The sequence below is a fragment of the Rania fehmarnensis genome (assembly GCF_056494185.1).
Map to the genome: position 1 here is coordinate 375,541 of NZ_CM151398.1, position 12,859 is coordinate 388,399.

Consider the following 12,859-nt stretch of genomic DNA (forward strand, 5'->3'; position numbering starts at 1 on the left):
TAACCTTCAACTTTGAACATCGATGTCCGAGTGGTCTTCGCTCATTAGAATCCTGGTGGCTTTGTTATTGGTGGCTATCAACGGGTTCTTCGTGGCAGCGGAGTTTTCGCTGGTCAAGATTCGGATCAGCCGCATCGAACAGCTGGTCGTTGCCAAACGCCTCTTCGCCAAAACGGCCCGCTGGTTGGCCGAACGGCTCGAACGATCGCTGTCGGCGTGCCAGTTAGGCATCACCATGGCTTCGCTGGCCTTGGGTTATGTGGGCGAACCGGCTTTCGAAGCCCTGCTCGAGCCAGTCCTGCGAGGCATGGGCATCACTTCCGAGACCGTAGTGCACGCGATCGCCTTTATTGCTTCGTTCACCGTGATCACTTCGCTACACCTGGTCGTCGGCGAACAAGCGCCCAAGATCTTTGCCATCCGCCAGCCCGAAGTACTGCTGCTGTGGTGCGCGGTCCCGCTGAAGATCTTCTATCTGTCTACCTATCCATTGATGACCGCCCTGAGCGCCTCGACCGACTTTCTGCTGCGCTCGATCGGGCTGAGCGAAACGGGCGAACAAGATATTCCCTATACCGAACAAGAGATTCGAGCTCTGCTGCGCGAAGCCCACATTCACGGCAACTTGACGCGGTCGGAACATCGCTTGATCGATGCGGTCTTTGAATTTGATGATATGGTCTGCCGCCGCATCATGGTCCCGCGTGGTGAAATCGACTTCATCGATATCAATGAAACGATCTCCGAGATCTTGGACATGATGCGCCGGACCAAGCACACGCGTTACCCCGTGTGCGACGGATCGTTGGATGAAGTCTTGGGCGTGATCCATGTGAAAGACCTGGTCGGTCGGCCCATCGCCGATAGTTTCGACTTTCGTTCGATCATGCGACCGCCCAAGAAAGTGCCCGAGAACATGCCGATCAGCAAACTGCTGCGGCACTTTCAAGGCACCCATCAACTCTTGGCGTTTGTGATCGACGAATACGGGACCATTATCGGTGTGGTCACTCTGGAGAATGTCTTAGAAGAGATCATCGGTGATGTGGCCGATGAGTTTGATATCGAAGATCCTGAAATCGTTCCCGATGGACCCGAAGCCTACATTATCCAAGGCAGTGCCGCGGTGGGCGACGTCGAAAGTCAGCTGGAGTTGTCCTTCGGCGATGCCGATGTCGATACGATGGCCGGCCTGCTGATGGATGTGGCCGAGCGCATTCTCACTGCCGGTGATGTTATCGATCTAGGCGTCGCTGAAGCCAAAGTGCTAGCCGTGGCCGACGATCGCGTCACGCGCTTGAGGCTGAAGATCACCAGGCCTGTGGAAGACGATTCGTAATTTCAAAATTCAAATTTCAGATTTACGATCCACTTCCAGTTGGCTCGAAAGACCAGCAGGCTGAGCCAGGCCCAGATCACTGGATCGCGCCAGCGTGGCACTAACCACGCAATTACCATGGCTGCGCCCACCACCATGGGCACAGATTGCCAGCCTAAGAGCAACCCGACGCAGACAGCTGTGCCGATCCAGGCGAGCGGACTTTGGTTCGCATCTACAGTCGACATGTCGCCCTCTGAGTTACGGACTCGGTAGATTAACGGTACAGTCAGTGCGCTGGTCACCAAGCCGCAGGCCAGTCCACACGCCAGAGTTAGGACCACATCGACGTGTGTGATGATGCTGTCCGCTCGAACTCCATTCCAAGGCAAAACCACCAGTGCCGGATGGATAGCCGGCGCGATGACCAGCGGCAGGCCTAACCAGGCATAGAGGGACAGTGGCGGACGACTGTGGCGCACGATCATCAATGCCGCAGCGATAAAGCCACTGAGCACATAGGCGTACAGGATGATGCGGATGATGAGCAGGTTGCTGACTGACATCCACACCAATCCCAAGCTTTGGGGCGAGCGACCGGAGCCTGGCAAGTTCGTGCCGGCTAATCCAAACTCGGTGAAGTAGATCGACAAGAACACCAGGCCCACCGCCAGTTCCACGAGCGGATACTGAATCGAAATGGGCAAGTGACAAGTACGGCAACGTCCCCGCAGTCGCAGCCAGGCCAACACCGGGATATTATCGGAGGAGCGAATCGGTGTAGTGCAAAACGGGCAAGCCGAATGGCCGCCCAGCGTCTTGCCCAGTGGCAAACGATAGGCGACTACGTTCAAGAACGACCCGATCGAAGCGCCAACTGCAAAAAACCAAACTGCCAGCGTGGCATCGAGACATTTAGCCACAAAAGCCAAATACAGCGTATTGGACATCCCCGAGGGTTTTGTCGTCAGCCAGGCTGACAGGACACCCAACCCCACGTATGAACCTATCACCAACAACAACACGGCCTGCGCCGCCAACAGCGGGTAGTTCAGGCGAAATCGACGGCGACGCGGCATGAAGTACTCAATGAGCCCAGGTCGGACATGCGTGGCAGGCTTGAACGGTTGCTGGTAACAGGGATAAGCGGCGAGGAAAATATTGAGGATTCTAGATCCGCGGCTGATGCGCCGGCGGCTGACATGATTGTAGATACGGCAGTACACTGCGTCGATTACCGACAACCAGGAAACAGCTATGGCCAGTTCAATTCATTCGGACTTGTATGACCAGCGCGTGGTTCAAGCCAACGACATTCCGGTGCGGCAGGATGGAAAATACATCCTGTATTGGATGACCGCCGCGCGGCGCACACGCTCCAATTTTGCTCTGCAACGCGTCCGCGATTGGGCCAAAGAGCTCAAGCGTCCCATTCTAATCGTCGAAGCCTTGCGCGTGCGTTATCAGTGGGCCAGCGATCGCCTGCACAGCTTTATCATCGAAGGCATGATGGACAACGGCTTGGAGATCGCCGAGACCATGGCGCACTATTATCCCTATGTCGAACCCGAGCCTGGCCGGGGCAGTGGCATGATCGAAGCTCTCTCCAAAGAGGCTTGCCTGGTAGTCACCGACGACTATCCCTGCTTCTTCTATCCGCAGATGCTCAAGATCGCCGCGAAAACTCTGTCAGCTCGCTTAGAAGTGGTCGACAGCAACTGCCTGATCCCGCTGCGGGCCTGGGATCGGACATTCACTGTGGCCCATTCGTATCGCCGCGCCATGCAGAAGATCATCCCCAAGTATCTCGATCGGTCGCCCGACGAAAATCCGCTCCTGGCCCGTTCGTGTGCCGGTATCCCGCGGATGACAGTCGAAGAGTTCCCCTTTCACGTCATGCAGCGCTGGCCGCAGGCCAAGTTCTACGAACTGATGGACGAGCCTGGATTGTCCATGCTCCCGATCAATCACGATGTGATACCAGTGGCTGAAATTGGTGGTGGGCACACCGCCCGGCGCAAGCTCCGGCAATTCGTTTCTCGCCAACTGGATCATTACAACGAGGATCGCAATGATCCGGACAAATCGGGTTCGACACAACTTTCACCCTATTTGCACTTCGGACACCTTTCAGCACACGAGGTCTTTTGGTCCATCATGCGACAAGTGAAATGGACGCCGGACAAGCTGGCCAAACCCAACGGCAGTATGGAGGGCTTCTGGAACGCGGGACCATCGGCCGAAGCCTTACTCGATCAACTCTGCACATGGCGCGAGATCGGTTTCAACATGTGCTACCGCGAGCCGAACTATGATCGCTATGAATCGCTACCCGAGTGGGCTCGCAAAACCCTGGCCGATCACGAAGCGGACAAACGACCCAAGCTGTATTCATTTGAGGAGCTCGAACAGGGCCGCACCTATGACCAACTGTGGAACGCAGCCCAACGGCAACTCGTCAGCGAAGGTCGCATCCACAATTACCTGCGCATGCTCTGGGGCAAACGCTTCTTGGAGTGGACGCCCAATGCGCAAGTCGCCCTCGACTGGATGCTCGAACTGAATAACAAGTACGCCCTAGATGGTCGCGATCCCAATTCGTACAGCGGCATCTTCTGGGTCTTGGGCCGCTACGATCGCGCTTGGGGCCCCGAACGTCCCATCTACGGCAAAATCCGTTACATGAGCAGCGAGAACACTGCCAAGAAAGTGAAATTGAAAGAGTACTTAAAGCGCTTCGCCTAAGCCGAGGGCGTTAGCCCCGGTTTTTTTGGAGTGCTGCGGCGCAGCCGTAGCTTTGATGTAATAACCCAACGGTACCGCAGCCCGTACGAACCACTAGTCATTCGCGTCGCCTCGTGCGTACATACTCAAACGGTGACGCCAGCAAACAACCGCGGCTAACGCCGTCGGCTTAGTTCAACCGCGGCTAACGCCGTCGGCTTAGCGGCCGGACGAAAATTCTTGACGCAGGTCGCGTTGGCGGCTGCGCGGCGATTCCATGTGTTCGAGAGCTGACTCGAGCACTGCTAAGTCAGAGCTTATCCAAGAATCAAGATTTTCCAGCCCCTGGGAGGGGAGGCGATCGGTTAACCACTGCCACGCAGAAGTGGGGGCAACCGAACGGGTGGCGCTGCTGGAATTGTTGGCTTCGTAATTAGTCATGACAGTGCGCCTTAACTCAAATGCCTGGGCCGAACGACAGTTCCTCTCGGGTCCGATTATTTGGACGCACGCGAGGCGTGTCAGGTTCATGCCTACCTTGGCAATTCTGATGCCGAATCCATCGGTCGGCATGAGCAAATTGGATCAGCCCTTTTGCATTTAACCGAAAAACATTGGCGAAATGTCACATGCTCTGGTTAGGAAATATTTTTCGATAAATTTCCCAGTTCGCGTGCCCTGCCAAAATGTGCAGCAGCAATACGACACAACTTGATGCAATTTGAGAACAGAGCTATAGCATCCCACTGCGAATGGCGCCTTCCATCGTGGCCGGCCAACCCGTGTCCGTCCAATCACCAGCCCAGATTAAATTGCCAGTTTGGCTGCCCGCCTTTGGTCGCAGTTGCATCGTACCTGGCCCCACTGCAAACACAGCCAGCGGATCAGTTACCACGCGCAGTCGCAGAAGTCTCGCATCGCGAGCTTCAGGAAAGATCGCCCGAATGTCATCTTCAATCAGCTGACGAACTGTGGTTACATCGCCTTTAGGCAAACTGCGCGAAGCGCTAATTACAATCTGATAGTAATGCTCATGGCTAGCTACATTACTAGCTACATCGCTGGTCACATCTGCAGTCTCTAAGGCGCACGCATGCGGGAAGATCCATTGGCAAAGTCGTCCGACTAAGACCGCGTGAGGCGTGGGCAACCAGGCGCAATCCCACCAAGTGTGCACACCACTAATCGGTGAGCTACTTAGTTGTCGCGATCCAGCCACGATCTGTTGCACTTGTGCATCTGGGCAGCTTTCCAGAAGACCAGGCACTGCGTACCAAGGCACTGCCACCACAACTTTATCCGGTTCGATCGATTCACCGCTGGAAAGAGTCAGGCGTTGCGCTTGAGCCGCGTGCCATTGAATGTTGTCGACCGTGGTATTCAGGCGTACATCGACGCGCTGAGCTCGTAGAGCAGCCAGCATCTGTGTTCCGAACAGTTCGCTCAGTGGGCGTTGGGGCACGAGCAAGTGCCAGGCATCGCGCGAGCGCAGGAAACCATCTTGGAATACTTTGGCCACGGGCAGCAAACCCACTCTCTCCAATTGTTCCCCTAAGGCGCTGACGATGATCGTTCCCCAGAATCGTTCCAAAGCGCCGGTGGACTGACCGTGCGACTTTAGCCACTCCAGCGCCGAGACCTGATCCAGGTCTGCAGCTCGATCGCCGGTCAGTGGTACGCGGTTGATGGCTAGCATGCCACGGGCGATTTGAAATCGCTCAGTCAGATTCAAGCCCGGCCAGCTCCAGAGCCAACCACTCAAGTGCAATGGTGCTGGCAGCCAATTGAGGCCACGCAGGCGCTGGCGTTGTTGCTCGGGCCCATAGAAATAAAGCTCGCGTTGGGTTTGCCACTGCGCTGGCTGGCCGAGCCACTGGATCAGTTGTTTGAGCGAGGTGCAACAATTCATGCCCACATGCTGGCAGTAGTCGATCGTTTGCCCGCTGGCCTGATCGGTATACGATCCAACGCGACCACCCAAGCGGCTCTTAGCTTCGACCAACACGATGCGTGGCTGGGGCGTCCGCCGCGCGAGGCTGAGGGCAGCGGTGCAACCGGCCAATCCACCGCCGATGATCACAAATGTTTCGGCGGTTGCAGAATCAGCCACGGCCCAGGCTCTTGGAACTGGGTGTGGAGGCAAGCGCGCCTAGCAGCAACCGCGTGCGCTGCCAGGCCGATAAACGCAGCCGTTGGGGTGACCATAATTCGGATTGGTGTCGATCGAGTGTATTGAGTAACTGATGATAGGTGGACCACATCAATCCGAAGATACGTTTGCCGGGCCGCGGTAAATGATCGATCGTATGTTTGCCGCTCTCGTAGAGTCCGCGCGCACGGTGGATAACACTGTTGACCAGTCCCGACCAGTCGCCTTGCGGTTGGCCGGCTAACCACGAGGTTTCATCGCAGCCAAACTTCTCTAGCTCGCTGACCGGTAAGTAGATGCGATTGCGAGCCGCATCTTCGCGTACGTCTCGCAAGATATTGGTCAGCTGAAAGGCTAAACCACAATCGATCGCTGGCGTCTTAGGCAAAGTATCGGCTGCTTGCCATATGCGAGTGCAGGCCAGGCCCACCGTCGAAGCGACATGATACGAGTAGTTATCGATTGCAGCCCAGTCGGCAAATCGCACCGGTCCAGCATCCATGGCCACGCCCGTTACGAGTTCTTGCAATAGCGAAGGCGGCACACCGTAACGGACCACCGTATCGCGCAGAGCTGGCCAGAGTCGATCGTACTTGTCGAAGTTGAATTCCAGGCCACTGGTGACCGCGTCGATATCACTCGGCCCCGAGCGTGATACCGACTCGGCTAAGTGATCGGCCAACAATCGTCCCCATGCAGCCAGGCGTGCGGCCTTGGCAGAAGCTTCCAGGTCAAGCTTGTCGGGCTCCAGCGATACTCCAGCTTCAGTGCTCGAGCCATCACCCAAATCATCGGTGATGCGCGCAAAGGCGTACAAGGCGAACATGGCCATACGCTGCGGCTTGTTCAGCAACCAGAACGCGCGATAGAAGCTGCTGCCACTGCCGCGGGCTACGCGATAGCACCAGTCATAGCTTTGGCTCAGTGTCTTTCCCAAAGTCGTTCTTCGCTCAAGCCGAGGTCGAGATTCTGCATCACTTGCCGCCTGGAGAAATCCATCCAGGCGAAAGATTACTTCCGAATCAGTTCGCGTAACAGTAGGCGTGCCTTGCGCCACTTGCCCACCGTCGGCCGCCGCGACCAGACATCGTAACCGGCGCGCTCGATCTGATCGAGTATGGCCAGCCCGCCGGCGCGAAACAGCCGCACATCCAGGCTTAGCCAACGCGGCACGCGCTGGGCAAGCGGTTCACCGGCGAGCAAATAACGTCGCGCTAGCCCGACAAATTCTGCCAGCAAACTAGCCAACTGCGGCGTCGACTGGCCGCGTACCATCATCGCTTCATCGACCGCATGCCGCCCCCAAAGTTCTTCAGGCACATAGATGCGGCCCAACTGGGAATCGCGGTAAATATCCTGACAAAAGTTGGCCAGTTGCAAACCCGTGCAGATCGAATCGCTCAGCCGCAAGTTCTCGGCATCGTCCGCCGCGTAGGCCAACCCTAGCACCAAACGCCCCACAGGATCGGCCGAACGCTGACAATAGTTGATCAGCGACTGCACGCTATCGTAGCGAAACCGAACCTGGTCTTGCTCGAAGGCACTAAGCAAGTCGGCGAAGGGTCTCTTGGGTAACTCGTATTGACGAATCGTGGTTTCGAGTGCGCGCAACACCGGATGGTGCGAACCGTGGTGGTTAAATAGCGAGTCCACTTCGCCGCGCCACCACTTGAGCAACTCCGTGGCTTCACTGGTCGAACTGGCTTCGTCTGCCAAATCATCTGACCAGCGGCAATAGGCGTAGATGTTATGAAAGTGCTGGCGCAACGGTCGCGGTAAGAGGCGGCTGGCGATTTGGAAATTTTCGTAGTGCGTCTGCGCTACCCAGCGGCAGTACGCCTGGCACTGGTCCAGCGGCAGCGGCGAAATCGCGAGACCCTGCATTGCCGCAGGACCGAATCTCCCCAGTTCACGCGAAAAAACCCAGCGTTTCGTCCCCACAATTGATCAGCTTTCGTCATAATAAAGATAGTGAGACGAATTGTACGTCGGCGACACTTTCCGGTTCAGTAGGGTAGGGGGCCGGAGCCTAGCCGTCCATGCCCAACCGAAACCACCATAGCGTTTGAAACTATGCAGATAATTCTGGCAGCTCCGCGCGGCTTTTGCGCTGGTGTCAACATGGCGATCGAGAGCCTGAACCTGGCGATCGAACGCTTTGGTGTCCCGATTTACGTTTATCATGAAATCGTCCACAACCAGTACGTGGTTCGCACCTTTCGCGACAAAGGTGCGGTCTTCGTCGATTCACTGATGGAAGTACCCACCGGTTCCACCGTACTCTTTTCGGCTCACGGTGTGTCGCCCGAGATTCGACGCATTGCTCGCGAACGCAAGCTGTTTGCCATCGATGCGACTTGCCCCTTGGTCACGAAAGTCCACCTGGAAGCCATCAAGTACGCCAAAGGTGGTTACACCATTATTCTGATTGGCCATGATGGTCACGACGAAGTTTTAGGCACGATGGGTGAAGCGCCCGAAGCGATCATCTTGGTGGAAGACCAAGAGGACGTCGACCAACTCAGCTTTACACCCGATACCAAACTGGCTTATCTGACGCAAACCACGCTCAGCGTTGATGACGCCAATCGCATCATCCATCGCTTGCGCGAGCGTTTTCCCTGGATTGAGAGTCCGCCCAAAGAAGATATTTGTTACGCCACCCAGAATCGACAAGAAGCCGTGCGGTTGCTGGTCGAAGAAGCCGATGTTGTGGTGGTGTTGGGCAGTCAAAACAGCAGCAATAGCCAACGCTTGCGCGAACTTGGTCGCGAGACGAACAAAGCTGCCTATCTGATCGACGGTCCTCAGGATATCGATCCCACTTGGTTCAAGGGCGATGAAAACGTGTTGATCACCGCTGGGGCTAGCGCTCCAGAATCGGTGGTTCAAGAAACGATCGCCTGGCTGGTCGAGCGCTTTGACGCTAAAGTCCAAGAGCGCGTTATTCGTCAAGAAGAAGTGCACTTCCCGTTACCTAAACCGCTGCGCACCGCCACGGTGGGCTGAGCACGCGGCCGCGCGCTGAGGTCTTTCACACTTCCCCTGTCAAACATACAATCTTGCCCAGTTTCTAATATTGATCGCCGGGTGTGTTTGGGGGAATCGCGGTCCATGAATGTTGTAGACGAGCAGGATGTGCCTTTGCCAACTTATCCGGCTCACTGGACTCATCGACATTTACTGGATCTGGAACGATTGACGGCGGATGAGATAACTCTGCTGCTGGACACGGCCGAGCAACTACAGGCCGCCTTCTCTGCCCGGCATGAAAAGCTGAGTTTGTTGCGCGGCCGGACGATCGCCAACGTCTTCTTTGAAAACAGTACGCGCACACGTAACAGTTTTTCGTTGGCGGCCAAGCGACTGGGGGCCGATACGATCGAGTTCTCCTCTGGTGGTTCATCGGTTGCCAAAGGCGAGACCTTTATCGATACGGCCAAGACGATCGAAGCCATGGGAGTGGATGCGGTGGTGGTCAGGCACAGTGCGCCCGGCACACCGCATTTATTGGCCAGGCATATGGACTGCAGTGTGCTCAACGCTGGCGACGGTCCGCATGAACATCCCACACAGGGGTTGCTGGACATTTTGACCATTCGTCAGAAGCGAGGTTCGCTGGAGGGGCTGACCGTGGCGCTAGTCGGCGATATTGCGCACTCGCGCACCGCGCGCTCGAATATCTGGGGGCTTAAAAAGTTAGGCGCGCATGTGATTGTGTGTGGGCCAGCTACGTTGGTCTCCAAACAATGGGAGACTTTTGGTGTGGAAGTGGCTTATAACCTCGACGAGATCTTGCCGCGCTGCGATGTGCTGAACTTGCTGCGCATTCAGTTCGAACGTCAAGCCACTCGGCCGTTTCCCTCAGTTCACGAATATGCACTATTGTATGCCATGAACTCGGAGCGTATGCGGCATAGCAAGCCCGACATTTTGATCATGGCGCCGGGACCCATCAATCGCGGCGTGGAAATCACACCCGAAGTCGCAGACGGCCCGCATTCAGTCATCCTGCAACAAGTCACCAATGGCATCGCCATCCGCATGGCCGCCCTCTGGCTGCTGGTCGGAGGCAAGCCCAATGTGGCATAGAGTTCCAGCCTGCGAAGGAATTGGTAGCGGAAGCCGTCAAGGCTTTCGAGGTGAGGCCTTCGAAACGGTGGGCACGAAATGTTTGATGTATTCCGCTGCTCCAGCTGAACCAACACAGAGTTAGAGGAGAGGTATGTCCACTGAAGGCCGCGAACGAGCCTGGTTGATTGAAGATGCACGCTTGATCGATCCTGCGCAGGATCTGGATCGCGTGGGCCGATTGTTATTGGTTGATGGCGAGATCGCCGCGATTGATCCGATCGATGGCGATGTGCCGGCCTTTGCCAAGCGCGTTCAGGCTCGCGGTCATCTGCTGATACCTGGGCTGGTTGATTTGGGCGTCGAACTGGGAGAGCCTGGTTGCGAAGAAGATGAGACGATACTCACCGGTGCCTTGGCTGCGCTAGCTGGCGGTTTCACTTCGATTGCTTGTACACCCAATACGGATCCACCGATCGACACGGCCGCCGCGGTCGAGTTTGTGCGGCAGAAGGCGGCGCGAGCGGATCGTTGTCGCGTCTATGTGATCGGCTGTGTTAGCAAAGATCGCGCGGGCCAAGAGATGGCGGAGATCGGTTCGCTGGTCGAAGCTGGGGCTGTGGCGCTGTCCGATGTACCGCGGCCCATCGAGAACACAGCCTTGTTGAGACGTGCTCTTGAATACTGTTTGATGTTCGATCGACCTATTTTCGATCGACCCGAAGTTATCAGTCTGACGCATGGCGGCGTGATGCATGAGGGGCTGACCCAATTGGTTTTGGGTTTGGCTCCACTACCAGCTGAAGCCGAAGATCTGGCAACTGCTCGTGACTTGCGAATGCTGGAAACCACCGGTGGTCGCTTGCATCTAAGCAGTATCTCGACGGCCGGTTCGGTCGAGCTGTTGCGGCGCAGCAAGGCTCGCGGAGTGCAAGTCACCGCCGGAGTGCGGGTGATGAACTTGTGTTTCGATGACGAGAACCTGCGGACGTTTGATGCCAACTACAAAGTCAATCCGCCTCTGCGCGATCGCGCTCACATCGACGCGTGTTTAGAAGCGGTCCGCGATGGAACTGTGGATTTGATCAGCAGCGGTCATCAACCACGGTCGCTCGAAAAGAAGATGCAGGAACTCGATAATGTTCCCTTTGGTGTTACTTCGTTGGATACCGCCTTGTCGCTGATCAACACGCGTTTGATTCGACCGGGTCATCTTTCATGGCAACGCGTGATCCAGTGCATGTCCTCCAGTCCCGCTGCCGTAATTGATATCGATGCCGGTACGTTGCGTGTGGGCAAGCCTGGCGATGTTACCTTGGTCGATCCCGAACACCGCTGGATTGTCGAACCGAGCCAACTTCGTTCGCGCAGCCGTAATACGCCGCTGTTGGGCCAAGAGCTGATCGGGCGGGCGGTGATGACCTGGGTCGGCGGCCAACGCAAATTTGTGTTAGCGTAGAGTGTGGCATAGGCTTCCAGCCTGTGTGCATGTGGCATAGGCTTCCAGCCTGTGTGCATTTGTGTGCACAGCCTTTCAGGTTTGTGTATTCCTTGTTGCGTCACGGAGTTTGAGGCTGGCTAAAGAATAATCACAGGCTGGAAGCCTATGCCACACCAATACACAGGCTGGAAGCCTATGCCACACCAATACACAGGCTGGAAGCCTATGCCACATGGCTAGAGGAGTACGGCGACGAGGATGTTTGGATATTCGATCTTGCGCGATTACTTTCGGTCGGGCCGAACGCTGTCGTATGTGCTGACGTTGGCGGCGCTGACGGGGTTGTATAGTTGTTTGCCGATGATCAAAGAGATGTCGCCATATCACGAGTATGGTGACACAGCGCCTGAACTGCATGCCGCCTTGTCGCTCATTGTGGGCTGGTTGTTGGTCTTTCGCACCAACACCGCCCATGCGCGGTGGTGGGAAGCTCGGACCTTATGGGGCGCGCTGATTAATGCTTCGCGCAATCTATCGCTGAAGATCTCGCGCTTGGGTTCGGTGCCGGCTGCGGACAAACAGAAAGTCCGGCAACTGGTTACGGATTTCGCGGTTGCGTTGAAACTGCATTTGCGCCAAGAACCGGCGGCGCAAATTATTGCCGAGGGGTTGATATCAACTCCCAGCCAGCGCCCGCAGCCCTATGCCGAGCCGCAGCCGGTCAGCTTGTCTCATGCGCCGCTGGCAATTGTCGATGAACTTTATCGACTGATGGGGTCTTGGAAAGCTAGCGGAGCCATCGATGGTGACGAGTTGCGGGTGATCGACGCTGAGGCCTTGAGGCTGATGGACATTTGTGGAGCCTGCGAACGGATTCAAAAAACCAGGATTATTCGCTCCTACCGGGTCTTTGCCCGACAAGTAGTCATGCTGTTTTTGTTCACGCTGCCCTGGGGGATTGTGCAAGATTTTGGCTGGTGGACGGTTCCCCTGACGGCGATGACTGCGTATTTTATGCTTGGATTGGAGATCGTGGCCGAGCACGTCGAAGAGCCGTTTGGCTATGACGACGACGATTTGGACTTGGATGGGATGTGCCGCACAATTCATCTTTCCGCGACTGAGATCTTCCGCGAGACCTAAACGTTTGCATTGT

General features: G+C 56.3%; 11 protein-coding genes. 6 read left to right on the forward strand and 5 right to left on the reverse strand.

What is annotated here, in order from left to right:
* Positions 1-22 precede the first annotated feature (22 nt).
* Positions 23-1,339: a hemolysin family protein gene (locus SH573x_RS01365; RefSeq protein ID WP_479352496.1), complete on the forward strand. Its 1,317-nt coding sequence runs from the start codon at positions 23-25 to the stop codon at positions 1,337-1,339.
* 2 nt (positions 1,340-1,341) lie between these two features.
* Here the strand turns inward: SH573x_RS01365 and SH573x_RS01370 are convergent, their stop codons facing one another.
* On the reverse strand, positions 1,342-2,397 hold the full coding sequence (locus SH573x_RS01370) for a prepilin peptidase (RefSeq protein WP_479352497.1): 1,056 nt from the start codon (positions 2,395-2,397) through the stop codon (positions 1,342-1,344).
* A gap of 178 nt (positions 2,398-2,575) precedes the next feature.
* Between SH573x_RS01370 and SH573x_RS01375 the strand changes: the two genes are divergently transcribed.
* Positions 2,576-4,063 (forward strand): deoxyribodipyrimidine photolyase, encoded by a 1,488-nt coding sequence (locus tag SH573x_RS01375; protein WP_479352498.1) that lies wholly within the window; start codon positions 2,576-2,578, stop codon positions 4,061-4,063.
* 198 nt (positions 4,064-4,261) lie between these two features.
* Here the strand turns inward: SH573x_RS01375 and SH573x_RS01380 are convergent, their stop codons facing one another.
* The 4 genes from SH573x_RS01380 to hpnC all read right to left on the reverse strand — a co-directional run bounded on the left by SH573x_RS01380 (position 4,262) and on the right by hpnC (position 8,075).
* Entirely contained in the window at positions 4,262-4,483 is a 222-nt protein-coding gene (locus tag SH573x_RS01380; RefSeq protein ID WP_479352499.1) for a hypothetical protein, read from the reverse strand.
* A gap of 292 nt (positions 4,484-4,775) precedes the next feature.
* A complete protein-coding gene (hpnE, locus tag SH573x_RS01385; protein WP_479352500.1) occupies positions 4,776-6,152 on the reverse strand; it encodes a hydroxysqualene dehydroxylase HpnE in 1,377 nt (458 codons plus the stop codon).
* On the reverse strand, positions 6,145-7,128 hold the full coding sequence (locus SH573x_RS01390; RefSeq protein ID WP_479352501.1) for a phytoene/squalene synthase family protein: 984 nt from the start codon (positions 7,126-7,128) through the stop codon (positions 6,145-6,147). Before SH573x_RS01390 ends, hpnE begins: the two co-directional genes overlap by 8 nt.
* A 74-nt stretch (positions 7,129-7,202) precedes the next feature.
* Positions 7,203-8,075 carry a squalene synthase HpnC gene (gene hpnC, locus SH573x_RS01395; RefSeq protein WP_479352502.1) on the reverse strand — a complete coding sequence of 291 codons (873 nt, stop codon included), beginning with the start codon at positions 8,073-8,075 and terminating at the stop codon, positions 7,203-7,205.
* A gap of 189 nt (positions 8,076-8,264) precedes the next feature.
* Between hpnC and ispH the strand changes: the two genes are divergently transcribed.
* From ispH to SH573x_RS01415, 4 genes are all read left to right on the forward strand, one after another.
* Positions 8,265-9,200, forward strand: a complete 936-nt coding sequence (gene ispH, locus SH573x_RS01400) for a 4-hydroxy-3-methylbut-2-enyl diphosphate reductase (protein ID WP_479352503.1) — start codon at positions 8,265-8,267, stop codon at positions 9,198-9,200.
* Between the two features lie 105 nt (positions 9,201-9,305).
* Positions 9,306-10,283 (forward strand): aspartate carbamoyltransferase catalytic subunit, encoded by a 978-nt coding sequence (locus tag SH573x_RS01405; protein WP_479352504.1) that lies wholly within the window; start codon positions 9,306-9,308, stop codon positions 10,281-10,283.
* Between the two features lie 133 nt (positions 10,284-10,416).
* A complete protein-coding gene (locus SH573x_RS01410; protein ID WP_479352505.1) occupies positions 10,417-11,721 on the forward strand; it encodes a dihydroorotase in 1,305 nt (434 codons plus the stop codon).
* A gap of 240 nt (positions 11,722-11,961) precedes the next feature.
* Entirely contained in the window at positions 11,962-12,846 is an 885-nt protein-coding gene (locus SH573x_RS01415) for a bestrophin family protein (protein ID WP_479352506.1), read from the forward strand.
* Positions 12,847-12,859: the final 13 nt, after the last annotated feature.

Coding starts and splice junctions, on each gene's coding strand:
- SH573x_RS01410 (WP_479352505.1), top strand. CDS start 10,417: ATGTCCACTGAAGGCCGCGAACGAGCCTGGTTGATTGAAGATGCACGC.
- ispH (WP_479352503.1), top strand. CDS start 8,265: ATGCAGATAATTCTGGCAGCTCCGCGCGGCTTTTGCGCTGGTGTCAAC.
- SH573x_RS01370 (WP_479352497.1), bottom strand. CDS start 2,397: ATGCCGCGTCGCCGTCGATTTCGCCTGAACTACCCGCTGTTGGCGGCG.
- SH573x_RS01365 (WP_479352496.1), top strand. CDS start 23: ATGTCCGAGTGGTCTTCGCTCATTAGAATCCTGGTGGCTTTGTTATTG.
- SH573x_RS01405 (WP_479352504.1), top strand. CDS start 9,306: ATGAATGTTGTAGACGAGCAGGATGTGCCTTTGCCAACTTATCCGGCT.
- SH573x_RS01375 (WP_479352498.1), top strand. CDS start 2,576: ATGGCCAGTTCAATTCATTCGGACTTGTATGACCAGCGCGTGGTTCAA.
- SH573x_RS01415 (WP_479352506.1), top strand. CDS start 11,962: ATGTTTGGATATTCGATCTTGCGCGATTACTTTCGGTCGGGCCGAACG.
- hpnC (WP_479352502.1), bottom strand. CDS start 8,075: ATGCAGGGTCTCGCGATTTCGCCGCTGCCGCTGGACCAGTGCCAGGCG.
- SH573x_RS01380 (WP_479352499.1), bottom strand. CDS start 4,483: ATGACTAATTACGAAGCCAACAATTCCAGCAGCGCCACCCGTTCGGTT.